22 protein-coding genes are annotated in these 22,890 nt (G+C 63.2%); 4 read left to right on the plus strand and 18 right to left on the minus strand.

The features are described 5' to 3' along the window. Positions 1 to 72: 72 nt before the first annotated feature. Positions 73 to 2,295, minus strand: coding sequence for an AMP-binding protein (locus tag NKJ17_RS17675; RefSeq protein WP_352689612.1), 2,223 nt, complete (start codon positions 2,293 to 2,295; stop codon positions 73 to 75). 139 nt (positions 2,296 to 2,434) lie between these two features. Further along, positions 2,435 to 2,842, minus strand: coding sequence for a tautomerase family protein (locus NKJ17_RS17680; protein WP_352479219.1), 408 nt, complete (start codon positions 2,840 to 2,842; stop codon positions 2,435 to 2,437). A 113-nt stretch (positions 2,843 to 2,955) separates the two neighbouring features. On the opposite strand from NKJ17_RS17680, the gene NKJ17_RS17685 reads away from it, so the two are divergent. Beyond that, positions 2,956 to 3,810, plus strand: coding sequence for a LysR substrate-binding domain-containing protein (locus tag NKJ17_RS17685; RefSeq protein WP_352508535.1), 855 nt, complete (start codon positions 2,956 to 2,958; stop codon positions 3,808 to 3,810). A 195-nt stretch (positions 3,811 to 4,005) separates the two neighbouring features. Here NKJ17_RS17685 and NKJ17_RS17690 read toward each other — a convergent pair whose 3' ends face one another. Beyond that, positions 4,006 to 4,914, minus strand: coding sequence for a DMT family transporter (locus NKJ17_RS17690; protein ID WP_352689582.1), 909 nt, complete (start codon positions 4,912 to 4,914; stop codon positions 4,006 to 4,008). Between the two features lie 328 nt (positions 4,915 to 5,242). Here NKJ17_RS17690 and NKJ17_RS17695 point away from each other — a divergent pair, with 328 nt between their 5' ends. Then, on the plus strand, positions 5,243 to 5,749 hold the full coding sequence (locus NKJ17_RS17695) for an OsmC family protein (RefSeq protein WP_352479222.1): 507 nt from the start codon (positions 5,243 to 5,245) through the stop codon (positions 5,747 to 5,749). Between the two features lie 159 nt (positions 5,750 to 5,908). On the opposite strand, the gene NKJ17_RS17700 is transcribed toward NKJ17_RS17695, so the two are convergent. The 15 genes from NKJ17_RS17700 to NKJ17_RS17770 all read right to left on the minus strand — a co-directional run bounded on the left by NKJ17_RS17700 (position 5,909) and on the right by NKJ17_RS17770 (position 20,867). Further along, positions 5,909 to 6,130, minus strand: coding sequence for a hypothetical protein (locus NKJ17_RS17700; RefSeq protein WP_254820234.1), 222 nt, complete (start codon positions 6,128 to 6,130; stop codon positions 5,909 to 5,911). A 136-nt stretch (positions 6,131 to 6,266) separates the two neighbouring features. Beyond that, positions 6,267 to 6,896, minus strand: coding sequence for a hypothetical protein (locus NKJ17_RS17705; RefSeq protein ID WP_352507943.1), 630 nt, complete (start codon positions 6,894 to 6,896; stop codon positions 6,267 to 6,269). Positions 6,897 to 6,976: 80 nt separating this feature from the next. Further along, positions 6,977 to 7,717, minus strand: a complete 741-nt coding sequence (locus NKJ17_RS17710; RefSeq protein WP_352507942.1) for an SDR family NAD(P)-dependent oxidoreductase — start codon at positions 7,715 to 7,717, stop codon at positions 6,977 to 6,979. A 74-nt stretch (positions 7,718 to 7,791) separates the two neighbouring features. After that, positions 7,792 to 9,261: an amidophosphoribosyltransferase gene (gene purF / locus NKJ17_RS17715; RefSeq protein WP_352479226.1), complete on the minus strand. Its 1,470-nt coding sequence runs from the start codon at positions 9,259 to 9,261 to the stop codon at positions 7,792 to 7,794. Between the two features lie 144 nt (positions 9,262 to 9,405). Then, positions 9,406 to 10,077, minus strand: a complete 672-nt coding sequence (locus NKJ17_RS17720; RefSeq protein ID WP_254820238.1) for a CvpA family protein — start codon at positions 10,075 to 10,077, stop codon at positions 9,406 to 9,408. 46 nt (positions 10,078 to 10,123) lie between these two features. Then, positions 10,124 to 11,542: a DNA repair protein RadA gene (radA, locus tag NKJ17_RS17725; RefSeq protein WP_352507941.1), complete on the minus strand. Its 1,419-nt coding sequence runs from the start codon at positions 11,540 to 11,542 to the stop codon at positions 10,124 to 10,126. Between the two features lie 271 nt (positions 11,543 to 11,813). Next, complete coding sequence (locus NKJ17_RS17730; RefSeq protein ID WP_352507940.1) at positions 11,814 to 12,326, minus strand: hypothetical protein; 513 nt, start codon at positions 12,324 to 12,326, stop codon at positions 11,814 to 11,816. 1 nt (position 12,327) lies between these two features. Beyond that, positions 12,328 to 13,818, minus strand: coding sequence for a replicative DNA helicase (locus NKJ17_RS17735; protein ID WP_023677714.1), 1,491 nt, complete (start codon positions 13,816 to 13,818; stop codon positions 12,328 to 12,330). A 207-nt stretch (positions 13,819 to 14,025) separates the two neighbouring features. Then, positions 14,026 to 14,994, minus strand: coding sequence for a small ribosomal subunit Rsm22 family protein (locus NKJ17_RS17740; protein ID WP_352507939.1), 969 nt, complete (start codon positions 14,992 to 14,994; stop codon positions 14,026 to 14,028). Between the two features lie 3 nt (positions 14,995 to 14,997). After that, positions 14,998 to 15,321: a YnfA family protein gene (locus NKJ17_RS17745; RefSeq protein ID WP_352507938.1), complete on the minus strand. Its 324-nt coding sequence runs from the start codon at positions 15,319 to 15,321 to the stop codon at positions 14,998 to 15,000. 81 nt (positions 15,322 to 15,402) lie between these two features. Further along, positions 15,403 to 16,692 (minus strand): cyclopropane fatty acid synthase, encoded by a 1,290-nt coding sequence (locus NKJ17_RS17750; RefSeq protein WP_352507937.1) that lies wholly within the window; start codon positions 16,690 to 16,692, stop codon positions 15,403 to 15,405. A gap of 153 nt (positions 16,693 to 16,845) precedes the next feature. Then, a complete protein-coding gene (rplI, locus tag NKJ17_RS17755) occupies positions 16,846 to 17,430 on the minus strand; it encodes a 50S ribosomal protein L9 (protein WP_254820243.1) in 585 nt (194 codons plus the stop codon). Between the two features lie 214 nt (positions 17,431 to 17,644). Beyond that, positions 17,645 to 17,893, minus strand: a complete 249-nt coding sequence (gene rpsR, locus NKJ17_RS17760) for a 30S ribosomal protein S18 (protein WP_006203718.1) — start codon at positions 17,891 to 17,893, stop codon at positions 17,645 to 17,647. Then, the gene (gene rpsF / locus NKJ17_RS17765; protein WP_254820244.1) at positions 17,893 to 18,384 is read right to left on the minus strand and encodes a 30S ribosomal protein S6; all 492 of its coding nucleotides are present in this window, start codon (positions 18,382 to 18,384) and stop codon (positions 17,893 to 17,895) included. Before rpsF ends, rpsR begins: the two co-directional genes overlap by 1 nt. A gap of 557 nt (positions 18,385 to 18,941) precedes the next feature. Continuing rightward, the gene (locus NKJ17_RS17770) at positions 18,942 to 20,867 is read right to left on the minus strand and encodes an LTA synthase family protein (protein WP_352689583.1); all 1,926 of its coding nucleotides are present in this window, start codon (positions 20,865 to 20,867) and stop codon (positions 18,942 to 18,944) included. 247 nt (positions 20,868 to 21,114) lie between these two features. Between NKJ17_RS17770 and fabD the strand changes: the two genes are divergently transcribed. Together fabD and fabG are read left to right on the plus strand one after the other, a co-directional pair. Further along, the gene (gene fabD / locus NKJ17_RS17775; RefSeq protein WP_352454401.1) at positions 21,115 to 22,080 is read left to right on the plus strand and encodes an ACP S-malonyltransferase; all 966 of its coding nucleotides are present in this window, start codon (positions 21,115 to 21,117) and stop codon (positions 22,078 to 22,080) included. A 60-nt stretch (positions 22,081 to 22,140) separates the two neighbouring features. Further along, positions 22,141 to 22,878, plus strand: coding sequence for a 3-oxoacyl-[acyl-carrier-protein] reductase (gene fabG / locus NKJ17_RS17780; protein WP_352453223.1), 738 nt, complete (start codon positions 22,141 to 22,143; stop codon positions 22,876 to 22,878). Positions 22,879 to 22,890 lie beyond the last annotated feature (12 nt).

The following is a 22,890-nucleotide window of genomic DNA, read 5'->3' on the forward strand; positions in this document are numbered from 1 at the left end:
AAAAGCAAGAATCTAAGCGCGTCGCACAAGGCCGGTCAAACGCGACGCGCTTTGGAGTTTCGACAGCAAACCTCAGGCGGCTGCGCTCAGTCCCAGCCTCTCGAGCGCCAGCTTTCTAGTCGAGACATAGTCGGTCTTGCCGGAGCCCAGCACCGGGATCTCTTCGACCTTGACGATGTCGTTCGGCACCATCAGTTCGGCCGCCCCGGCTTTTTTGCCGAATTCGCGCAATTCGTCGGGATCCGCATTGTCGGCGGTGGTGACCAGAACGAGGCGCTCGCCGCGCCGCTTGTCCGGCACTGCCACCACGGCGTGATGTTCTTCCGGCCACAGCGACTGCACCAGCATCTCGACCGCACCAAGCGATACCATCTCGCCGGCTATCTTGGCGAAGCGCTTGGCGCGGCCGCGAATGGTGATGAAGCCTTCGCGATCGACCGAAACGATATCGCCGGTGTCGTGCCAGCCTTCGAGCGGCTGCAGCTCGCCCGGCCTATCGGCGGTCATGTAGCCCATCATCAGGTTCGGCCCGTCGAGCCACAGCCGGCCGGCGTCGCTGATGCCTTCGACCGGTTCGAGTTTCATGCGCATGGCCGGCAGCAGCCGCCCGACCGTTCCGTCGCGGCCGTGGATGGCGGTGTTGACGGCAACCACCGGTGCGGCCTCGGTCAAGCCAAAACCTTCGATGATCTCGGCCTGGAAGCGCTCGCGGTACACCCGGCGCGTCTCCGGCTTCACCGCCTCGGCACCGGCGACGACGAAGCGCAGGCTGGAAAAATCGCCGTCCTTGGCGGTGCGGGCATAGTTGGCGAGGAACGTGTCGGTGCCGAACATCACCGTTGGCCGGACCTTGCGCGCCACCTCCGGAATAAGTTTGTAGTGGAGCGGTGACGGGTAGAGGAACAGCTTTACTCCGGTGACCAGCGGCAGGATGGTGCCGCCGGTCAACCCGAACGAGTGGAACACCGGCAGCACGTTTAGCAGGATGTCGGCAGGCGAGATGGTGATGCGGGCTTCCGCCTGCATCGCATTGGCAAGAAGGTTCCGGTGCGACAGCACCACTGCCTTGGGCGTGCCTTCCGAGCCGGAGGTGAACAGGATCACCGCCGGCTTGGCCGCATCCTGGCGCTGCAGCGGCCAGCGCCACAGCAAGGCGGCTGCGGCCTTGTCCAGCACGGTCACGCTTGCGCGGACATCCTCCAGCCACAACAGTTTCGCCCCGCCCTTTTCCACCGCCTCGACGATGTCGGCGAGGTTGGCCTTTTCGACAAACGCGCGTGAGGAGACCACGGTGCGGATCATCGCCGTGCGGACGGCGGCGGTGACGCTGGCCGGGCCGGCGGTATAGTTGATCATTGCTGCCACCCGCGCAGCCGACAAAAGTCCGACGAACGACAGCACGACGCCATTAGCGTTGGGCAGGAGCAGCCCAACCGCTTCGCCCGGCGCTGTTATTGCCTCGAAGCGGTGGCCCAAAACCCTGGCGCCGATGAACATTTTCCGGTAGCTCAGCGCGCCACCAATGACGTCCTCGACAATTGGATGGGAAGCGCCAACCCGGTCGGCGGCATCGCGCATGGCAAGAAACAGGCCGCGATCGAGATCGTTGCCGAAAAGCCTGGCCTCAGCGAAGCGATCGAACAACGCATTTGTGTTGGAGGCCTGATCAGGATTCCGCGCCACCAACTCGGCAATGGTCATCGGCTCCAGCACGCTGATCGACAGCTGCGGAAACCAGTGGCGGGGCGCCTTGTCCGCTGGCGTCAGTGAAGCCGGCAGGCTGCGTGCGCCGGCAACGAAGATCGGCATGATGCGCGCGTCGGCCTGCATGGCGATACGGGTGATGGCGCGAAACAACCGAAACGACTTGACGTCGGGCTCGACCGCATCCGGCAGGTAAACGGCGAGCCGGCCCTTGCCCTTCAGCACCCGCACCAATCTGCGGCTGACGAAGACATGCTCGGCGTTGAAGGCGATGGTGCGGCCGAGCTCACGCCACGGCTCCAGCCACGGCGACCTGGCCGAAGCCTGGTCGAGGATGTGCAGCGTGTCCTCCGGCAGCAGCGACAGCATCAGCGCCGGCTCGATGCGTGACTGATGCCAAACGACGTAGATGACCGGGGCCGCCGACTTGCGGGCAATCTTGATGCGCTCGTCGCTGATCCGGTAGGCGAGCTTGAACGGCACGTAGAGCAGCGCCTGGCTCAAACGCAGGCCGAGGCGGAACGTCTCCACCACGCCGATCAGCAGCCACTCCGCGACAAGACCCGCAAGCAGCGCCAGTGTCAGGATCATCGCCGCATCTCCCAACAATCTCACGTCACGGCTCTTCAGTGGCCGCTTCGGGTGAGAACCTAGCCGAAGTTGGATCAACGTCAATGCGGCTCCATTTTCCTTTTCTCCTGTCATCACTGGATTCGGCTGCCTATCGCAGCTACGCCGCTTTCATCCTTCCGCTGATGAAGCGGAATTCCTGCGTTTTGCCGCCAAAGCCATAGGCCGCCGCAGGTACTTCATGCACGAGGGCGTAGCTTTCCTCATGCACCTTGCCCAGAAGCCGGCCGAATGCGGCAAAAATTGCCTGCAGATACGCCTCCAGCTCGAGCTTGGTGTTGGTGCCGTCGACAACCTTGATGTCGAGCCAAGCCGTGTTGGCGCCATGCTCGGCCAGCGACTTGCCGCCGGCGAACCAGTGCTCGGGGTCGTGATAGGAAATGGCAACAGCTGTAATCGTTGCGTCTTTGCGCAGATGCATGGCCGTCAGTTCGGTTACCTCCTTGGCAATGGCGGCTGACAAACCGGCATCGGGTTTGCCGGTAACGCTGACATTGATGATCGGCATGTTTCTTCTCCTCGGCTTCAAGCGGCGTTTCTCGCCGTCCAAAAAATCGTGCCATCATTATTAAATCAAAAAAATCGAATTGTTTTTGATAAACACTTTGATAATATCGAATTATGCAGGTGTTCGATCCCGACCTCCTCAAGACTTTCCTCGCTTTCGTCGATGGCGGTTCCCTGGCGCGGGCTGCGTCGATCGTCGGCCGCTCGCCGTCCGCAGTGACCGCGCAGATGCAGCGGCTCGAGGATGTTGTCGGCGAAGCGCTGCTGGTACCGCAGGGGCGAGGACGCGGTCTGACGCCGGCAGGCGAGGATCTTGTCGGCCACGCGCGTCGCATCCTTGCCGCGCACCGCGAGGCGTGGCTGGCCCTCAAAGGGGCGCGTGCCGACGGGCGCGTCGCCATCGGCACCACGCAGGACTTCGCCGACAGCGGCTTGCCGCAGCTTCTCAGGGCTTTCGCTGTCAGCCATCCTCGCGTCAGGATCGAATTGCGCGTCGGCCGTTCCGCCGAACTGGCGCAGGCTTTGCAGGCCGGCGCCCTTGATCTGGCCATTGCCATGCGGCAGGTGCCGACACGCGACGAAATCGGCGTGCTCAAGGAACCGATGATCTGGCTTTGCTCACAGAATGGGCTGGCCACCCGCCATGACGAACTGTCCTTGGCACTGCTCGATCCTCATTGCGGGTTTCGCGAAGCGGCGACCAGTACACTCGATGCGGCCGGCCGTCGCTACCGTATTGCTGCCGGCAGTGCCAGCCTTGCCGGCCTGCGCACGGCAGTGCACGCCGGCATCGCCTTGACGTTGAGGACTGCGCGCTTCGCTCATTCCGGCATCGTCGAGGCGCCGCGCGATCTTGATCTGCCGCCAGTGCCGGTCGCCGAATTCGCCATCCGCTTGCGTGAGGATGCCGATCGACCAGCGCAGGATCTGGCCGCGTTGTTCAGCGGCAACCTGGCCTTGGCCAACTGAGCCAGCAAAGAAAAAGCCGACCTTGCGGTCGGCTCTGAGTAGGACGGGCCGAGGGGTTTGGGGGGACTTGGGGTGGCCCGTCGCAGCCATAATGACTGAGCCCTATGATGGTTCCATGACTTTTCAAATTTATTTTGAGGAACGGACTTCTCGTGATCGGACCGCCAACTCGCCCTCGGACGCGGCGAGGATTGGTCATGCATCCGCTGCGCGCTGCTTGGCCATCAGCCAGTCTCGGCCGGCGTGAGCGAACACCGCGCAAAGCACGATGGCCCCGCCGAGCATGCTGGCTGCCGGCGGGATCTCCGCGAGGAACAGGAAGGCAAACAGGATCGCGAATGGCACTTCGGCCGAGCCCAGCAATCCTGACTCGGCCGCCGGAATAAGCCGGGTGCCCTCCGTCCACAGGATCGAGGCCAGCGCGAACGAGGCGCCGAAGGTGGCTAGAAGCACAGCGTCCCTGGCCGAGACGGCCAGCGGATCGGTGATGAGCCAGCCGAGCACGAACAGGAGGAACGCCGACATGGCACCCGCCCACACCACCGGCGTATCGCGGAAGGCCCGCACCATGATCATGTAGAGCGCGCTGCCGATCGTCATCAGCAGCGCCAACCCGTCGCCGAACAGATGGCCGGTGCCGAAGCCGGACCAGACCATGATCGCCACACCGCACAGTGACACGGCGGCGGCGGCAAGCGTCTGCAGCCGGAACGGCTCGCGGACCAGCATGAAGGCAAGCAGCGCGGTGACGAAAGGGGCCGTGGCATAGATGATCGCGACATTGGCGACAAAGGTGAACTTGAACGCCGAGATGAAGGCGATGCTGGCGAGCGCGCCCTCGATCGCCAGCAGCCAGCCGCGCCAGCCGAGCCGCAGGCTGTCGCGACCGCCGGAGCGCTGGCGACGCCATAGCACATAAAGGCTGATCAGGATCGAGCCGACGAAGCCGCGCCAGCAGGTGATGGTCAGCGGGTCGGCATGGATCGATTTGGTCAGCACGCCGGTGAGGCCGAAGACGGCCGCCGATGCCGAGACCAGGATGATGCCGAGGGTACGTTCGCGGGCGCTTTCCACTGTGCCTGACATGTCCAGCGATTCCGTCATTTTACCAGCTTACGCTGCCCCGTCCTGACACCATAGTGTCAGCTTGATCGAGGCGTCGTGCATCGAAACAGCAGACGGCAGCGCCGTTGAACAGGAGGCCCGCAAGAACCCTTTCGCGGGTTTCCAGGGTGGCGATATCGGCCATATGTCCGGCGGCCTTACGAATGTGTTGCGAGAGAGGGTGTGAAGGCGTTGGATGTCGGGCACCCGTATCGTCAGGCTATACGGGCGAAACCCTGCCAAGCGCTACGCCAGCGGGGACTTGCGTTTGGGGCAGGCGACACCGCCGTTAAGCGGCGAAGCCAGACAACTATGGGAGAGAAATGAAATGGACGCGATCGCATTGAAGGCCATGCAGGCGCCGCTGAAGGAGGCCTATCGCGACGACGCCTCGCGCGCGCTGATTACCCTCAAGGCCAAGGGCTCGATCGACGACCAATCGATCGCCTGCAAGGTCGAGACGGGCAGGGCGATTGCCATTGCCGGGCTGCATCCGGCGACCGGCGGCACCGGGCTCGAACTCTGCTCCGGCGACATGCTGCTGGAGGCGCTGGTGGCTTGCGCCGGTGTCACGCTGAAGGCAGTGGCGACGGCGCTGGAATTCAAGCTTGGAGCCGCCACGGTGGAAGCCGAAGGCGATCTCGACTTTCGCGGCACGCTTGGCGTGGCGAGGGATGCGCCGGTTGGCTTCCGCGCCATCCGGCTGACATTTGGGCTCGACACCGACGAACCGCAGGAGCGCATCGATGCGCTGCTCAAGCTGACCGAGCGCTACTGCGTGGTGTTTCAGACCATCAGCCAGAAGCCGGAGCTGACGGTCAGCGCGCGACGCTGACGATCTCCCCTTGAGGGTCCTCAGGGGGAGATGTCGCCGAAGGCGACAGAGGGTTGTCTCGCGTGAAGCGCCAACCGCTGCAGCAGGCCGAGCCCGATCGGACCAACCCCCCTCTGGCCTGTCGGCCATCTCCCCCTCAAGGGGGGAGATCACGCTGTCCTACTGCGCCGACGGCTCCTCGGCGTCGCCCTCGTCGGCGAAGGGCGAGGCGCTCGGCACGCACTGCACCGACCAGCCGGCCGGCGTCGGTTGCTTCTGGTATTCGGTTATGGCGAAGGCGCACTGTTCGCGGGTGTCGAATGTGCTGGGCAGCACGACCATGCCGCCTTGCGGGCCGGCGATCACCAGATACCAGACTAACGCTACGCTCGGTGCCGCCATGAGTATTTCCTCGCTCTGCTTGTTTGGGAGTCGCACGATCCTAGCAACTCCGGCCCAGCGGCGAAAGCTGGGCCAAAGCGCGGCGTTAAGCCACGGCATCACAGCCGCGTGATGTCGGTCGTTTTCCGGCTGTGGTTCAGTTCACCGCAAAACAATAGAACAGGCCGTCGCCGCCGGTGCCCTTCAGCGCCTCCTGGCTGCAGCCACCGCGTGACGCATGCGAGGAATTCCACGATTTGGCGGCTGCCGAATCATCGAGGCCGGTACGATCGTGATGACCCATCATCGCCACACCTTCTGCTCCGCTCAGCGTCCAGTCGCCGCAGGTCTGGTCGGCTATTTTCGCGCCATCCGGCTTGGAGCCGGTCAAAACGTCGTGCCGGTTGGGCGTGTCGCCGCGGCCGTTGACCATTTGGCCCTTTTCGTCGAGTGCCGTCTGTTTGGTGATGGCGTTGGCATCGCTATGCAGGGAAGCGACATCATCGGCGATCTTGACGCCCTTGGCGTTGAACCACGGGCCTTTGCCGATACGGTCGCGTGCATCGGTATCGCTGGTCGAGAGATAAGCGCGCCATGTCTTGCCGGTAACGCCCGCGGCTTCGGCCAGTGAACTACAATGGGCGTCGGCGCCGGCCACACCGCCGAGATCGGCGCCTTTGCCGGAGCCGACGCTGGTGACGAAAAAGCTCATCGTTGCCTCCTGCGACGACGTGGCGCCGATAACTGCAAGCAGCGCGGTGGCAGTCAAGAGAAGCAGTCTCCGCATATGGTCCTCCGTTCCTCGAATTGTGGCACCCGAACAACGTTGGTGCCGGCGCAATTCTTCCGGCAAAATGCGATGTGTGGCTACTCCGGCTGCCGGTAGGCGACAAAGCGATTGTGCTTGGCCTGGAAGATCAGCCCGGTCTCCTTGAGCATAGGGCTGGCCAGCGGCACGATACGCTTGGCGATCTCCGAAGGGTGCGGCAGTGTTTCAGGATCCTCGCCGGGTACGGCCTGCGCCCGCATCGCGGTGCGCGTTGCCCCGGGATCGGCGGCATTGACCCTGAGCGGCAGGTTTTCGGTCTCATGCGCCCATGAACGCGTCATGGCCTCGACCGCCGCCTTCGACGCCGCATAAGGCGCCCAGAAGGCGCGTGCGGAGTGGGCAAGGCTGGAGCTCAGCACGATAGCACGGCCGGCATCTGAAAGCCTGAGCAGCGGGTCGACCGAGCGGATCAGCCGCCATGTTGCGGTGACGTTGATGGTCATCACCTTCTCGAAGGTCTTGGCCTCGACATGGCCGATCGGGGCGATGACGCCGAGCACAGCGGCGTTGGCGACCAGTATATCGAGCTTGCCCCAGCGCTCGTGGATGGCGCCGCCCAGCCGGTCGATCCCCGCCATGTCGGCAAGATCGAGCGGGACCAGCGTCGCCTGCCCGCCATCTGCCTTGATCTGGTCGTCGAGTTCTTCCAAGCCGCCGACGGTGCGAGCAACTGCAATCACATGCGCACCGGCCGCGGCAAGCTCCCTGGCGATGAAATAGCCGATACCGCGCGACGCGCCGGTGACGACCGCAACGCGGCCGGAGAGGTCAAGGCTCATACGATGGATTCCGACAGGCAAGGTGAAACCGCCGTAAGGGGCCAAGGGGACGGAGACAAACGGACCGGCAAGGCCTACGACCCACCTGCCGCCAACAGCGACAGCGTGCGCACATTGTCGGAGCCTTCGAAATCGGCAAGCCGGGTCGGATACTGACCGGTGAAGCAGGCGTCGCAGAATTGCGGCTGCTCGTTGTCGCGGCCGGCTTCGCCGACGGCGCGATAGAGCCCGTCTATCGACAGGAAGCCGAGCGAATCGACGCGGATGAACTCGGCCATCTCCTCCACCGACATGCGCGATGCCAGCAGCTTCGATTTCTCCGGCGTGTCGACGCCGTAAAAGCATGAGGCGCGCGTCGGCGGCGAGGCAATGCGCATATGCACTTCCTTCGCGCCGGCATCGCGCACCATCTGCACGATCTTCTGGCTGGTGGTGCCGCGCACGATCGAATCGTCCACCAGAACCACCCGCTTGCCTTCGATCATGCGGCGATTGGCGTTGTGCTTGAGCTTGACGCCCATGTGGCGGATCGAATCGCCGGGCTGAATGAAGGTACGGCCGACATAGTGGTTGCGGATGATGCCGAGCTCGAACGGAATGCCCGCGGCCTGTGAAAAGCCGATCGCCGCCGGCGTGCCCGAATCCGGCACCGGCACGACGATGTCCGCCTCGACCGGGCTTTCCAGCGCCAGCTCGGCGCCGATGCGCTTGCGCACTTCGTAGACATTGCGGCCTTCGACAGACGAATCCGGCCGCGCGAAATAGACATATTCGAAAATGCAGAAGCGGGTCTTCTGCGGCTCGAACGGGAACAGGCTTTCGATCCCCTTGCTGGTGACGACGACCATTTCGCCGGGCTTCAGGTCACGCACGAAACGCGCCCCGATGATATCGAGCGCACAGGTTTCCGAGGCGAGGATCCAGGCACCGTCAAGATCGCCGAGTACCAGCGGGCGGATGCCGAGCGGGTCGCGGCAGCCGATCATCTTCTTGGACGTCATCGCCACCAGCGAGAAGGCGCCTTCGACCTGGCGCACCGCATCGATAAAGCGCGAATTCAGGTCGCGCTCCTTGCTGGTGGCAACCAGATGCAAGAGCGTCTCGGTATCGGAGGTGGAAGAGAAGATGGCGCCTTGCTTCTGCAGCGCGCGCTGCACGGTCATGGCGTTGGTGAGATTGCCGTTGTGGGCGACGGCAAAGCCGCCATCGGCAAGTTCGGCGAAGAAAGGCTGGATGTTGCGCAGGCCGGAGCCGCCGGTGGTGGCATAGCGCGTGTGGCCGATGGCACGGTTGCCTTGCAGGCTGTCGATGACACGCTGCTTGGTGAAGGTGTCGCCGATCAGGCCGACATGGCGTTCGACATGGAATTGGGTGCCGTCGTAGGAAACGATTCCGGCCGCTTCCTGGCCTCGATGCTGCAACGCATGCAGGCCGAGGGTTACGATGGCTGCGGCGTCCTGCCGGCCGAAAATGCCGAACACGCCGCATTCGTCGTGGAAATGGTCGTCGGCTTCGGCGGAAAGCACGTCGTCTGCGTCTGCCATTGAGGCTGCCATTGGGGGCTCAAGCTCCGCTAAAGTCGCCATATAAGGCCATAGCGGATCGAAAGCAACGCACGTCGTGCGGCGTTCACATGATCGTCAGTCTTGATGCCTCGCCAAGTCTGCAGATTGGCAAGTCTGTCGAAATCAGTTTGCCGGCGCCGGGTTTGCAGGTGCCGGCGTCGCGGGCGCATTGTCTGCTGGCGGCGCGTCACTGTCGTCGGGTGCCGGTGCGGTGGCGTCGTCGCCGGCGGCAGGTGCTTCCGCTGCAGGCGCGTCTGGGGCCAGAGGCGTCTCGGTGGCTGGCTGATTCGGATTGAGCTTGTTGAGGATGGCGTTTTCCGGATCCTCGGGCAGCAGGCTTTCGAGCTTGGCGCCGATCGATTCGAGCAGCGGCTTTGACTTGGCGTTGGCAATCCAGCCTGGGGCCTTGGCGCCGGCCAGCCAATTGAAGAAAAGCAGAGCAACAGCGACGACCAGGATACCGCGCGCCGCGCCATAGAGGAAGCCAAGTGTACGATCGAGCGCGCCGATCCTGGAATCGATGATCCAGTCGGCGAGCTTCATGGTGATGACCGAAACGACGATCAGCGCTACAATGAAGACGATACCGGCGGCCGCGGCCATGGCGGCCTTTTCGTTGTCGATATAGGGCTGAATGTAAGGCAGCACCGGCTTGTAGAAGAAGAAGGCGGCCGCCGCGGCGGCTGCCCAGGAGATGATCGACAGGATCTCGCGCGAAAAGCCGCGAACCATGGCGAGCATCGCCGAGACCAGGGTGAAGCCGACGAGAATTCCGTCAAGCAGCGTAATCGGCATGTTTTCGCCCCACTCCGATCTCTTTTTCGCGGCTCGACGAGCCGCATCACTCTCGCTCGTCGACGCGGCTGCGCCGTGAGCCGGCTATGCGCGCCACGAGATCGGCAAGCTCGGTGGGCTGGAAAGCGCCGGCTCCGATCCCCCCGACCCCATTACAACCGACAAGTTCCTCGCTGCCCAAGGGCAGAACCGCGCTTCCGAAACCCAGCTTTTCGGCTTCCTTGAGGCGCTGCTGCGCATGTGCAACCGGCCTCACCGCACCCGAAAGGCTGATTTCGCCGAAATAGACGCAATCGGCGGGAAGGGCAAGACCGGTGAGCGAGGAAACCAGTGCCGCAGCCACCGCCAGGTCGGCCGCCGGCTCCGAAATGCGGTAGCCGCCGGCAACGTTGAGATAGACGTCGTGGGTGCCGAAGCGGACGCCGCAATGAGCTTCCAGAACCGCCAGGATCATCGACAGCCGGGCACCGTCCCAGCCGACGACGGCGCGGCGCGGCGTGCCGAGCGACGACGGTGCTACCAGCGCCTGGATCTCGACCAGCACCGGCCGTGTGCCTTCCATGCCCGCGAAAACCGCGGCGCCCGGCGACTTCGCGTGGCGTTCACCGAGGAAAAGCTCGGACGGGTTGGCGACTTCCCGCAAGCCCTTGTCCGACATTTCGAAGACGCCGATCTCGTCGGTTGGCCCGAAACGATTCTTGACCGTGCGCAGGATACGGAAGTGGTGGCCGCCTTCGCCCTCGAAATAGAGCACCGCGTCGACCATGTGCTCGACGACGCGTGGGCCGGCGATCTGGCCCTCCTTGGTGACATGGCCGACCAGAACGATCGCCGCCCCTGTGGATTTTGCGTAGCGGATCATCGCCTGGGCCGCGGCACGCACCTGGGTCACCGTGCCGGGCGCCGAATCAGCCATGTCGGTCCACAGCGTCTGGATCGAATCGAGAATGACCAGATCCGGCCGCTTGCCATCGGCGATGGTGGCGAGGATGTCCTCGACATTGGTTTCGGCGGCGAGCTCGACCGGGGTGTCGGCGACGCCGAGCCGCTGGGCGCGCAGCCTGATCTGGGCGACCGCCTCTTCACCCGAGACGTAGACGATGCGGTGGCCCTTTGCCGCCAGCGCGGCCGCGGCCTGGGTGAGCAGCGTCGACTTGCCGATGCCGGGATCGCCGCCGACCAGCAGCGCCGAGCCGCGCACGAAGCCGCCGCCCGTGGCGCGGTCGAGCTCGCCGATGCCGGAGACGATGCGCGGCGCGTCCTCGATGTCGCCGGACAAGGTGGTGAGCACTACGGCGCGACCCTTGCGCGCGTTACGGCTATTGGCCGGACCCGAGCCGATGCCGCCGGACGTACCTTCCTCGACCAGCGTGTTCCACTCGCCGCACGCATCGCATTTGCCGGCCCAGCGCTGATGCACCGAACCACAATTCTGGCAGATGAACTGGACGCGCGATTTGGCCATCAGGCGTGGCCCGGTTCGGGTGTGGCAGGTGCCAGCGCAGGATAGGGAGGCGGGACAGCGCCCCCCTCTGTCCTGCCGGACATCTCCCCCACGAGGGGGGAGATCGGACTGAACGTAGGATTTCGCCAATTTTCCGCGTCGCAAAAAAGAGTGGCGTCGCGAGTGACGGCCAATCTCCCCCCATGTGGGGGAGATGTCCGGCAGGACAGAGGGGGGCGCCGTAGAGCGCCGACCGCATTTTCGGGGCGTGGTTTAGCGAGCTGGTTCAAACTCAGTGCTTCTTGGCGAGAGCGCGAACTTCGGCAAGCGCCTCGTCGAGCAATTCCGGGTTGGGTGGCAGCATCTGCGAGTTGTAGATGGAAATCATCCCCTGTGTCTGGGTGGCAAACTCCGGCTCCGCTTTCCGCGCTTCCTCAGTGATCGCATCCACGTAAAACAGGAAATTCTGCCCGGCCAGAACAGGCACACCGCATCCACCCATGATCAGAGTGGTCGTGGAGACCACGCCATTCGGTTCCGGTTTGCCCTTGAACACCTCGGCAATCTCGTATCGTACGTTAACCAGTATTCGGCCATCACCCTCATCAGGCGGAACAGTTCCAAGTTTGATTGGGCTAAGCTCAGTTTCAGTAACCATGCCTCGGAATACCAGGGAGGCCTCCGCAAACGCTCGCTGCGGCGTCCAATGTGGAGGCATGGAACAAGCAGAGGCGGTTGCGAGGGCGGCAACCGCGCCAATGAGCGCAAAAGCAAGAACGGCGGCGCGTCTGAAGTGGTTACCCATGCTACTCAAACCGATCCGGCAAATGATGTTCCTCGGCAAGGTCGGAGAAGCGGGTGAACTCGCCCTGGAAGGCGAGGCTGACCGACCCCGTTGGGCCGTGGCGCTGCTTGGCGACGATGACTTCGGCCTTGCCGCGCATTTCGTTCATCTCGTGTTCCCATTTGATGTATTCGTCGGTGCCCGGCTTCGGCTCGCGGTTCTTCAGGTAGTATTCCTCGCGGTAGACGAACAGCACCACGTCGGCGTCCTGCTCGATCGAACCGGATTCGCGCAGATCCGAAAGCTGCGGGCGCTTGTCGTCGCGGCTCTCGACCTGGCGCGACAGCTGCGACAGCGCAATGATCGGCACCGCCAGCTCCTTGGCTAGCGCCTTGAGCCCGGTGGTGATCTCGGTGATCTCCTGGACGCGGTTTTGCGATGATTTCGCGCTCGACCCCTGCATCAGCTGGATATAGTCGATGACGATGACGTCGAGGCCGCGCTGGCGCTTCAGGCGACGTGCCCGGGCGGACAGCTGAGCAATGGAAATGCCGCCGGTCTGATCGATGAACAGCGGGATTTTCTGCATCGTCTGCGAGCACGCGACGAGCTTTTCGAAATCCATCTCGCTGATCTCGCCGCGCCGGATTTTCGACGACGGGATTTCGGTCTGTTCGGAGATGATGCGGGTGGCCAGCTGTTCGGACGACATTTCGAGCGAAAAGAAGCCGACGACGCCGCCATTGGCCGCTTTGAACGACCCGTCGGCCTGCTGCGCCGGGACGTAGGCCTCGGCGATATTGAAGGCGATATTGGTGGCGAGCGAGGTCTTGCCCATGCCGGGGCGCCCCGCAATGATGATCAGGTCGGACGACTGCAGGCCGCCCATGCGGCGGTCGAGGTCGCGCAAGCCGGTGGCGACGCCCGACAGATGCCCGTCGCGCATATAGGCGGCATTGGCCATGTCGACGGCGGTCTTGACGGCGTCGGTGAAGCTCTCGAAGCCGCCATCATAGCGGCCGGTCTCGGCCAACTCGAACAGGCGCCGCTCGGCATCCTCGATTTGGTCGGAGGGCGACATGTCGACCGGCGCGTCATAGGCGATGTTGACCATGTCCTCGCCGACGGTGATCAGCGCGCGCCGCGTGGCCAGATCGTAGATGGCGCGGCCATAGTCGGTGGCGTTGACGACCGTGACGGCCTCGACCGCCAACCGCACGACATATTGCGCCACCGTCATGTCGCCGACCTTCTCGTCGGCCGGCAGGAAGGTCTTCAGCGTGATTGGCGTCGCGATCTTGCCCATGCGGATGAGCTCGGCCGCGACCTCGAAGATCTTTCTATGCAGCGGCTCGTAGAAATGGCCGGGCTTCAGGAAGTCGGAGACGCGGTAGAAGGCATCGTTGTTGACCAGTATGGCGCCGAGCAGCGCCTGCTCGGCCTCGATGTTGTTCGGCGCCTCGCGATAGAGCGGTGTTTCCGCCACGCCGAATTTTCGTGCTGCCTCTGCCATGATGTCCCCGGTCCTGATCCCCGGTCTCTCGATATCAGAACGAGACAAGTCGGTGATGACTTATCTGCATCAGTCCCCAACCAACCAACTTTGATGCCCGCGATTCACAGCCAGGTTCTTTCGGTGGAAAGAATCTCAATTGACTCGAATCAAGATGGCGAGCCTAGCCGTTCTTGGGCGAGAACAAAACAGGAAAATAGCTGCCGGTCATTCCGGCAAGGCATCACCCCACTCCAGTCGCCGTGCGGCCTTGAACGTCTCGCCATCGCGCTTGGTGAACAGTCGCTCGGCAGCACTTCCATCCTGTTGGCAAAGCTTCAGCAAGACCTTGCCGGAGCCAGACTTCGGCGGTGCGATCACTCGCGCTCGAGGCGGAGTGGCCGGATGGCGGGAAGCCGCGACAAAGATGAATTTCTCGTCCTCCCACGGCACCTCGGCATCCTTGGCCAGACGGTGCAGGCGCGAGCGGGCGACCCGGCGGGCGAAATGGCACCAGTCGGGAGCGACGAGAGGGCAGGGCGCCTCATGCGGGCAGGGCGCAAGCACGTGCGCCCCCGTATCGATCAGCTGCCGCCGCACGGCAAGAATACGCTGCCAGCCGGCCGGCGTGCCCGGCTCGACGACCAGCAGCGTGTCGGCGGTCAGCTGCCAGAGCCGGTCGACGAGTTTTGCCAGCGATGCCGGCGCGATCTCATCCAGCACATAGGCTGAAGTCACCAACTCGGCCGGCTCCAGATCGACCAGGTCGACGGTGACGTCGCCGGTCCGCCAGGCGGTCCTGGCCGTGATCGCATGCGCGGCAAGTGCTTCGCCGACCCTTCGTACCGCGGCGCCGGCCTCGAGCAGCACCGCCTGCTGGAGATCAGGCCAGAGATTGATTGTGGCCCAAAGCACCGTGCCAGGGCCGGCGCCGACATCGAGCAGCGTTCTCGGAGCATAATCGGGCCGCGCCTCGCTTACCGCGTCGAGGCTGGCGCGGACGGCAGCATAAGTCGCCGGCAGCCGCGTTGCCAGATAGGCCTTCACCGCCATGTCTTCGGCCATGTGCAGGCGACCGTCGCGCAACTCTGCGCGGTAGCGGTCCGACAGCGTCTTTGCCGCTTGCTTAAGCATCGGCAACGGCACCTGTTCGAGAAGGCGATCGACGCCTTGTCTAAGCGGGACGGGCAGTTCCATCGCTTAGACAGTCCGAGGTGAGAGCAGAATGACCGAGGCGCCAACGATGCAGATCGCGGCACCGGCAAGATCCCAGCGGTCGGGGTGCACGCCTTCCGCCAGCCACAGCCAGGCCAGCGAGGCGGCAATGTAGATGCCGCCATAGGCGGCGTAGGCCCGGCCCGCGGCGCTGGTGTCGACCAGCGCCAGCAGCCACGCGAATAGCACCAGCGAGACGAGACCGGGCGCCAACCACAGCGGCGATTTTTCCAGCCGCCACCATGTCCAGAACGAAAAGCAGCCGGCGATCTCGGCAAGTGCGGCAGCGACGTAGAGGAGGTAGGTCATAAAAAGGTCCCGCGTTGACGGGAGCCTTTTCAGCGTGCCAGTCGGCAAATGGCAAGCGGCAATGGCGCGATCGCCGGCCGTCTACTCCGGATCCACCATTTTGCGGCGGCGAGCGGGCTTGGCCGCCGGAGCCTTTTCACGACGTCCAAGATCGCGCATCTCCAGCGCCTTCTCACAATTGGCCATGTAGTCGCGCGTCATCGGCAGCGTGTCGTTCTTCTTGGCAATCTGGATCTGGAAGATCACCAGATCTTGCCAGCGGAACGCAGCTTCCGAGGCGGCAAGATAGAACTCCCACATACGGCAGAAGCGCTCGTCATAAATCGCCTTGGCCTTGTCGCGGTTGGCCGCGAAGCGTTCGCCCCAATGCTTCAGCGTCTCGGCATAATGCAGCCGCAGAACCTCGATGTCGGTGACGACGAGCCCCGATTTTTCGATGGCCGGCATCACTTCGGAGAGCGACGGAATATAGCCGCCCGGGAAGATGTATTTGCGGATGAAGGCGCTGGTCGCCCACGGCACGCCGGAGCGGCCGATCGTATGCAGCAGCATGACGCCGTCCGGTTTCAGCAGCGTCGCCGACTTGTCGAAGAAGGTGCGGAAATGATTGACGCCGACATGCTCGAACATGCCGACCGAGACGATGCGATCGAAACGTTCATTGAGTTCGCGATAGTCCTTAATGTCGAAATGAACCCGGTTTTGCAGGCCCTGCGCATGGGCGCGGTCGGTGGCAACGCCGTGCTGCTCGGTCGACAGCGTCACGCCCTGTACGTCGACGTCGAACGCCTTGGCGAGATAAAGGCCAAGCCCACCCCAGCCGGAGCCGATATCGAGCACCGTCTGGCCGGCCTTCAGCCTGAGCTTGGCGGCAATATGGCGCTTCTTGGCCGCTTGTGCCTCGTCGAGGGTCATATCCGGCTGCTCGAAATAAGCGCAGGAATATTGCATGTCCTCATCGAGGAAGAGGCGGTAGAGGTCGCCCGACAGATCGTAATGGCGCTGCACGTTGCGGCGCGCCCGCGACGCCGTGTTGATCTGCTGCAGGCGCCGGAAGGCGTGGCGCAGACCTTCGATCGCTTTCGACCAGGTGGCATCGATACCGCCGCTGCCCATGTTCTGGAAGGCAATCCGCATCACCCCCAGCACGCCGCCCTCGAGAATGTCGAGTTCACCGTCCATGTAGGCTTCCGGCACCGCCAGCATCGGATCGAAAGTGATGGCGCGCTCGGCATGCCTGGTCTTGATGTGCATGTGCACCGGTTCGCCGCTGCCGTCACCGAAAGTCACCATCGAGCCTTGCGGCCCTGTCACCTTGAGATTGCCTGTGCGGACCAGGCGGTCGAGAATGCGTTTCAGCAGAATATTCATGACCAAATGTCCCCTCTCGGTCAGACAGGCTGTCTTATTCTGCATCAAGATATAGGGGTTCGAAAAGTTCCATTTGGCATAAAAATGCCCGGGTACGAGGCCCGGGCATTGGTCCAGAATAGCGATTAGCCGGCGAATGCCGACGAATGACGATCAGCCGTTGTCTTCGCCGCCCTCGAACTCCGCATTCGGATCGAAGAAGTTTTCCGGCCGCGCATTATCGTTGATGTCCTCGCCGTAGATGGCTTCCGCGGTTGTCAGCGTTTCGCCCTTGGCCTGGCGCTCGGCTTCGTCGGCCGTGCGGGCAATGTTGAGCGTGATGGTAACCTCGACCTCCGGATGCAGCGCGATCGCCACATTGGTGACGCCAATGGTCTTGATCGGCTGGTTGAGCAGGATCTGGTTGCGGTTGACCGAAAAACCTTCCGCCGTCACCAGCTCGGCGATGTCGCGTGTCGAGACCGAACCATAAAGCTGACCGGTCTCGCCGGCTGAGCGCACGGCGATGAAGCTCTTGCCGTCGAGCTTTTCTGCAATCTGCGCGGCCTCGGACTTGCGCTCCAGGTTGCGGGCTTCCAGTTGCGCCCGCTGTCCCTCGAACTTCTTCTTGTTAGCTTCGTTGGCGCGCAGCGCCTTGCCCTGCGGCAACAGGAAATTGCGGGCGAATCCGTCCTTGACCTTGACGGTGTCGCCCATCTGGCCGAGGCGGGAAACGCGTTCGAGAAGAATGACTTCCATGGTTTTGTTCCTTCGCTTGGGCGCTATCCTCAGGATCGGCGCCGAGTTGTCTGGAACAGGTCAGAAAGCTGGGGCGTCACCGCCTGTGTCGCTGTCCTGCCTGTCGCGGCAGTTAGGATCTCGTGTCGAAATCCAACCCGGGATTTGGTGTTCGATCCGGCTACGCCCGTCGTGGCCGGTGACAAAAAGCGGGCGGCGAACCGCCCGCGTAGATTTAGCGGACCACGTAGGGCAGCAGGCCGAGGAAGCGGGCACGCTTGATCGCCTTGGCGAGTTCGCGCTGCTTCTTCTGGCTGACGGCGGTGATGCGCGATGGCACGATCTTGCCGCGCTCGGAGATGTAGCGCTGCAGAAGCCGCACGTCCTTGTAGTCGATCTTCGGCGCGTTGGCGCCAGAGAACGGGCAAGTCTTGCGGCGGCGGTGGAAGGGGCGCCGGGTTGGGATCTGATTGATGTCGACCATTATTCTGCGGCTCCTTCAAAGCCTTCGCGCGGACGGCGCGGGCCACGATCGGCACCGCCATCGCCGAAGCTGCGCGGCGGACGATCACCACGGTCACCGCGATCGCGGTCGCCGAATGAGCGCGGGCCACGGTCGCGGTCGCCGAAGCCGCCGCGTTCCGAGCGCTCTTCGCGCTTCTGCATCATTGCCGACGGACCTTCCTCATGCGCATCGACCTTGATGGTCAGGAAACGCAGTACGTCCTCGGACAGACCCATCTGGCGCTCCATTTCGTTGAGCGCGGCCGGGGGGCAGGTGATGTCCATGAGTGTATAATATGCCTTCCGGTTCTTGTTGACCCGGTAGGTGAGGGACTTCAGTCCCCAGTTCTCGACCCGGCCGACGGACCCGCCATTCGCGGTGATGACGCCCTTGTACTGTTCGACAAGCGCATCGACCTGCTGCTGCGAGAGGTCCTGCCGAGCAAGAAACACATGTTCGTATAGAGCCATAGTGTTCGTGCCTTTCTTCGTTTCTCTCCCGGTTCCCGGCGGCAAAAGCCTCTGCAACTTCTCTGACCCGCAATCCTTGCGAAGGCGGGGAAGAAAGGAGCATGACGAGACGGTCGAGAGCGGAGACACGGGAGGCGGAAGCGCTTCTGGCTTCACGCGAAGGTTTCGAAAAACCTCCGGCCCTCCGTTCAGCCCCCAGCAAGGACCGGCAGATTGCGGGCGTCTATACAGGAATTTGGCCGCAAGGCAAGGGCAAACGGCCGACGTGTCGTAAGCAGATGAGTTGTCCGGATTAGGTAGCACATGAGTTGTCCGGTCTTATTGGGCTGCTGGCCTCATTCGCAAGGTCTTACGGATTCCCTGCCCGGACCCAAGAATGTTTTCCTGCATTTCGCCTGACAAAACAAACCGGATGCCCTGTTCGTATAATCGCGGGAGACGGTCGAGGTAACGCCAACAAATCGAACAGCTCTACGCAGTCGGCAATCAGCTGCAACAATTCCCGTCTCTCGACGACACGATCGGAGTTCGCGCATCACGCTGCAACTTCAGCTGCCTCAGCTCGTGTGTGCAGCCACTTTGCCTGTGGTTTCGGGGAAGAAATCGGGCGCCGCATGGCGCTTGCCGAACATCATGTCGTATTGCAGCAGACGGAAGTCGCGGATTGCCGGGTCGATCTCTTTCTGACGCGACCAATCGGGGGTGGCCTCGCCCCCCGGTGCCAACAGCAAATTACGGTCGATGACGCGGTAGCGCTCTCGCAACTGGCCGAGGAAGCCGGTGTAATAGGGATGGCTGATGCCGGCCGTTTTCAGGATATGGTAGGGCAGGAAGGCCGGGCTGACGGCGCCCAGATCCTCGGAGGGGCCGCTGCGGTTCGACCAGACGATCAATGGCGTCTGGTGGTGCTGCAGCATCTGGTCGGCCGGCTCCTTGCGCGGCGCGACATTGTCCTTCAGGAAACCGGTCTCGACGTAGACCGGCCCAAGCGGCGGCAGGTGATCGCCGAAGAATGCGATGACGGTCGGCCGCTCGCGTTTCTTCGCCCATTCGATCAGCCGCTCGAGGCCGCGGTCCGCGTCGGAAGAGCCTTCGGCGTAGCTCAACAGCGATTCACGTGCCCATTGGCTGATCGGCGCCTGCACCTTGTGGGTCGGATTGGTATAGCGATACGGCTCATACGGCCCGTGGTTCTGCAGGCTGACGGCGAAAAAGAAGACCGGCTCGGCGCTGGTATCGGCTTCGCGGATGATCTCGTCGGTCATCGCTGCGTCCGACGCGAGCGGTCCGCGCTTCTGCATGGGCGGCAACGTCTCCTCGGACTTGAAGTCGTTGAAGCCGAAATCGGCATAGACGGCCCCCCGGTTCCAGAACCAGTTGGTGCCGGGATGGATGGCGCGTGCCCGGTAGCCCTGACTTTTCAGGAAGGTCGCCAGCGAGGGAGTCGGTGTCCGCACATATTGCTGGTAGGGAATGCTGCCCGCCGGCAGGAAGGCGTTGGAAAAGCCGGTCAGGGCCTCGAACTCGATGTTGGCCGTCATCCCGCCGAACTCGGGCGAGAACATGTAGCCCGTGCGCAGTGCCCGCACATTGGGGATAGGGTCGGGTGTGATGGTGACGCCGGGCAGCTTGGTCGGATCCCAGAAGGATTCGCTCATCACGACGATGATGTCGGGCTTCTCGGCGGGTACCGAGGCGATCACCTGCGGTTTGCCGATCGCTTCGATCGCCTTGTCGGAATAGCCGGGCGGCGCCGAGACATGCGCCATCGGGACGTTCAGCGCGAAGGCGAGCGCAAAACCGTTCGAGGCATAGTTTTCCTTCTGGTCCCACATGATCGGGATGATCTGCAGCCGGTCGCGCGTCCACGAGAAAGTGGCATAGTCCATGATGGAAACGAAGAAGGCGATCAGCGGTACTGTCAGCGTCAGCCGGGCAAGGCGGCCCTTGTGGCTGAGCGCCGGAACGCGGCGGCGCCATAGCCGCCAACCGTAGACGAGCAGCGACAGTCCGCCGACGATGCCGATCGCCAGGGCAATGGCGGTTCCCGGGCGATCGCGTACCAGAAGCGGCATCAGTGCCACGATCTGCCGGGAATAGAGGAAATCGGTCGGATAGAGCGGATCGCCGAGATACAGCGACTTCTGGTGGCCGACGAACGCCAGCGACAATGTCAGCGGCGCAACGATCATCAGGCTCTGATGACTGCGGCCGAGCACGGCGTCGAGGCCGATGAGGATCAGCGCAAAAATGATGATCGTGGTCCAGCCGGGTTTGAAAGGCTGCAGAAAGAAATCAATGGTGCCGGCAAAGTTGCCGCGCACGATCAGTTCGATGGCAAACACAAGGATGGCCGCAGCCAGCAAGCTGATAAGGCCATAGCGGATGACAGGCCATTTGCGCGCCGGCAGATAGCCGGTCGACGGATCGCCTTCAAGAAACTGGGGCGCCGCCTCGGCTGCGCTCTGCTTGGTCTTTGCCACTTCAATAGTTCCCCGGCCCGCAACAAAAGCGTCACTCGATTGTCATCGAACTGTCACGCAAAGCCTAGCGCCTGTGGCGGAAATAAGAAGAGCCAGCAAACAAATCGTGAGCGGTTTTCATCATGAGTGATCGCCAAAAAGCCTGCCGAAACAGGCACTCGGCCGATATTACGCGATCAAGGTTGGACTTGACTTGGCCGCACGCCTTGCGTCACAGGCAACGTGAACCAGCAGCTGGGAGCCGCCGATGGCCATCGCATTCACCTTTCCGGGGCAGGGCAGCCAGGCTGTCGGCATGGGCAAGGACCTCGCCGATACCTTTGTGGAATCGCGGCGGATCTTCGAGGAAGTTGACGACGCGCTCGGCGAAAACCTATCGAAGCTGATCTGGGAAGGCCCGGAAGAGACGCTGACGCTGACCGCCAACGCCCAGCCGGCGCTGATGGCGGTGTCGCTTGCCGCAATCCGGGCGCTGGAGGCGCGCGGCTTCTCCCTGAACGGCAAGGTCACCTATGTCGCCGGCCACTCGCTCGGCGAATATTCGGCACTTGCGGCCGCAGGTTTCGTTTCGGTCGCCGACGCCGCCCGGCTGTTGCGCATCCGCGGCAATGCCATGCAGGCGGCTGTGCCGGCCGGCGAGGGCGCCATGGCGGCGATCATCGGGCTGGAACAGGCCGACGTCGAAGCCGCTTGCGCAGAGGCCGCCCAGGGCGCCGCCAAAGATCCCGCACAAGCCTTGGTTTGCCAGATCGCCAATGACAATGGCGGCGGCCAGCTGGTGATCTCCGGCGCCAGGCCGGCGGTCGAACTGGCGGCGAGGCTATGCACGGAGAAGGGCGCCAAGCGGGCGCTGATGCTGCAGGTCTCGGCGCCCTTCCATTCGGCATTGATGAAGCCTGCGGCCGAGATCATGCGGGAGGCGCTGGCCGCCGTGACGAAGAGTGCGCCGGTCGTGCCGCTGGTCTCCAATGTTACGGTGACCCCGACGAGCGATCCCGACGAGATCGCCCGCCGACTCGTCGAACAGGTGATCGGGCGCGTGCGCTGGCGCGAAACGGTGGAGTGGTTCGGCAGCAACGGCGTTGCGACGCTTTACGAAGTGGGCGCCGGCAAGGTGCTGTCGGGACTGGCCCGCCGCATCAACCGCGATATTGCCACCACTGCCATCGGATCCGCGGCGGATGTCGAGGCGGCGCTGGCGGCGCTTGCATAATCAACTGGCGATTTGACCCCGCTCCATGCGAAGGGTGTTCGCTCAGATCAGGAGGCAAGAATGTTCGAATTGACCGGCCGCAAGGCGCTCGTCACCGGCGCATCGGGAGGTATCGGCGAGGCGATCGCCCGGGTGCTGCACGGCCAGGGCGCCATCGTCGGCCTGCATGGCACACGTATCGAGAAACTGGAGGCGCTGGCCGCCGAACTGGGCGACCGGGTCAAGCTTTTCCCGGCCAATCTTTCCAACCGCGACGACGTCAAGGCGCTCGGCCAGAAGGCGGAGGCCGACCTCGAAGGCGTCGACATCCTCGTCAACAATGCCGGCATCACCAAGGACGGGTTGTTCGTACGCATGGCTGACGCCGACTGGGATAGCGTGCTCGAGGTCAACCTGACCGCCGTGTTCCGGCTGACCCGCGAGCTTACCCATCCGATGATGCGGCGCCGCCATGGCCGCATCATCAACATCACTTCAGTGGTTGGCGTCACCGGCAATCCCGGCCAGACCAACTACTGCGCCTCCAAAGCCGGTATGATCGGCTTTTCCAAATCGCTGGCGCAGGAGATCGCCACCCGCAATATTACCGTCAACTGCGTCGCCCCGGGCTTCATCGAATCGGCGATGACCGCCAAGCTCAACGACAAGCAGAAAGAGGCGATCATGGCGGCGATCCCGACCCGGCGCATGGGCACGGGCGCCGAAGTCGCCTCTGCCGTCGCCTACCTAGCTTCCAACGAGGCAGCCTACGTCACCGGCCAGACCATTCATGTCAATGGCGGCATGGCAATGATCTAACACTTGGGAAAA

It is taken from the genome of Mesorhizobium sp. M0208 (assembly GCF_040322015.1).
Lineage (GTDB): Bacteria > Pseudomonadota > Alphaproteobacteria > Rhizobiales > Rhizobiaceae > Mesorhizobium.

Excerpts from the sequence above, each read along its gene's own strand:
- NKJ17_RS17675 (WP_352689612.1), bottom strand. The coding sequence starts at position 2,295 with ATGATCCTGACACTGGCGCTGCTTGCGGGTCTTGTCGCGGAGTGGCTG.
- NKJ17_RS17680 (WP_352479219.1), bottom strand. The coding sequence starts at position 2,842 with ATGCCGATCATCAATGTCAGCGTTACCGGCAAACCCGATGCCGGTTTG.
- NKJ17_RS17685 (WP_352508535.1), top strand. The coding sequence starts at position 2,956 with ATGCAGGTGTTCGATCCCGACCTCCTCAAGACTTTCCTCGCTTTCGTC.
- NKJ17_RS17690 (WP_352689582.1), bottom strand. The coding sequence starts at position 4,914 with ATGACGGAATCGCTGGACATGTCAGGCACAGTGGAAAGCGCCCGCGAA.
- NKJ17_RS17695 (WP_352479222.1), top strand. The coding sequence starts at position 5,243 with ATGGACGCGATCGCATTGAAGGCCATGCAGGCGCCGCTGAAGGAGGCC.
- NKJ17_RS17700 (WP_254820234.1), bottom strand. The coding sequence starts at position 6,130 with ATGGCGGCACCGAGCGTAGCGTTAGTCTGGTATCTGGTGATCGCCGGC.
- NKJ17_RS17705 (WP_352507943.1), bottom strand. The coding sequence starts at position 6,896 with ATGCGGAGACTGCTTCTCTTGACTGCCACCGCGCTGCTTGCAGTTATC.
- NKJ17_RS17710 (WP_352507942.1), bottom strand. The coding sequence starts at position 7,717 with ATGAGCCTTGACCTCTCCGGCCGCGTTGCGGTCGTCACCGGCGCGTCG.
- purF (WP_352479226.1), bottom strand. The coding sequence starts at position 9,261 with ATGGCAGACGCAGACGACGTGCTTTCCGCCGAAGCCGACGACCATTTC.
- NKJ17_RS17720 (WP_254820238.1), bottom strand. The coding sequence starts at position 10,077 with ATGCCGATTACGCTGCTTGACGGAATTCTCGTCGGCTTCACCCTGGTC.
- radA (WP_352507941.1), bottom strand. The coding sequence starts at position 11,542 with ATGGCCAAATCGCGCGTCCAGTTCATCTGCCAGAATTGTGGTTCGGTG.
- NKJ17_RS17730 (WP_352507940.1), bottom strand. The coding sequence starts at position 12,326 with ATGGGTAACCACTTCAGACGCGCCGCCGTTCTTGCTTTTGCGCTCATT.
- NKJ17_RS17735 (WP_023677714.1), bottom strand. The coding sequence starts at position 13,818 with ATGGCAGAGGCAGCACGAAAATTCGGCGTGGCGGAAACACCGCTCTAT.
- NKJ17_RS17740 (WP_352507939.1), bottom strand. The coding sequence starts at position 14,994 with ATGGAACTGCCCGTCCCGCTTAGACAAGGCGTCGATCGCCTTCTCGAA.
- NKJ17_RS17745 (WP_352507938.1), bottom strand. The coding sequence starts at position 15,321 with ATGACCTACCTCCTCTACGTCGCTGCCGCACTTGCCGAGATCGCCGGC.
- NKJ17_RS17750 (WP_352507937.1), bottom strand. The coding sequence starts at position 16,692 with ATGAATATTCTGCTGAAACGCATTCTCGACCGCCTGGTCCGCACAGGC.
- rplI (WP_254820243.1), bottom strand. The coding sequence starts at position 17,430 with ATGGAAGTCATTCTTCTCGAACGCGTTTCCCGCCTCGGCCAGATGGGC.
- rpsR (WP_006203718.1), bottom strand. The coding sequence starts at position 17,893 with ATGGTCGACATCAATCAGATCCCAACCCGGCGCCCCTTCCACCGCCGC.
- rpsF (WP_254820244.1), bottom strand. The coding sequence starts at position 18,384 with ATGGCTCTATACGAACATGTGTTTCTTGCTCGGCAGGACCTCTCGCAG.
- fabD (WP_352454401.1), top strand. The coding sequence starts at position 21,115 with ATGGCCATCGCATTCACCTTTCCGGGGCAGGGCAGCCAGGCTGTCGGC.
- fabG (WP_352453223.1), top strand. The coding sequence starts at position 22,141 with ATGTTCGAATTGACCGGCCGCAAGGCGCTCGTCACCGGCGCATCGGGA.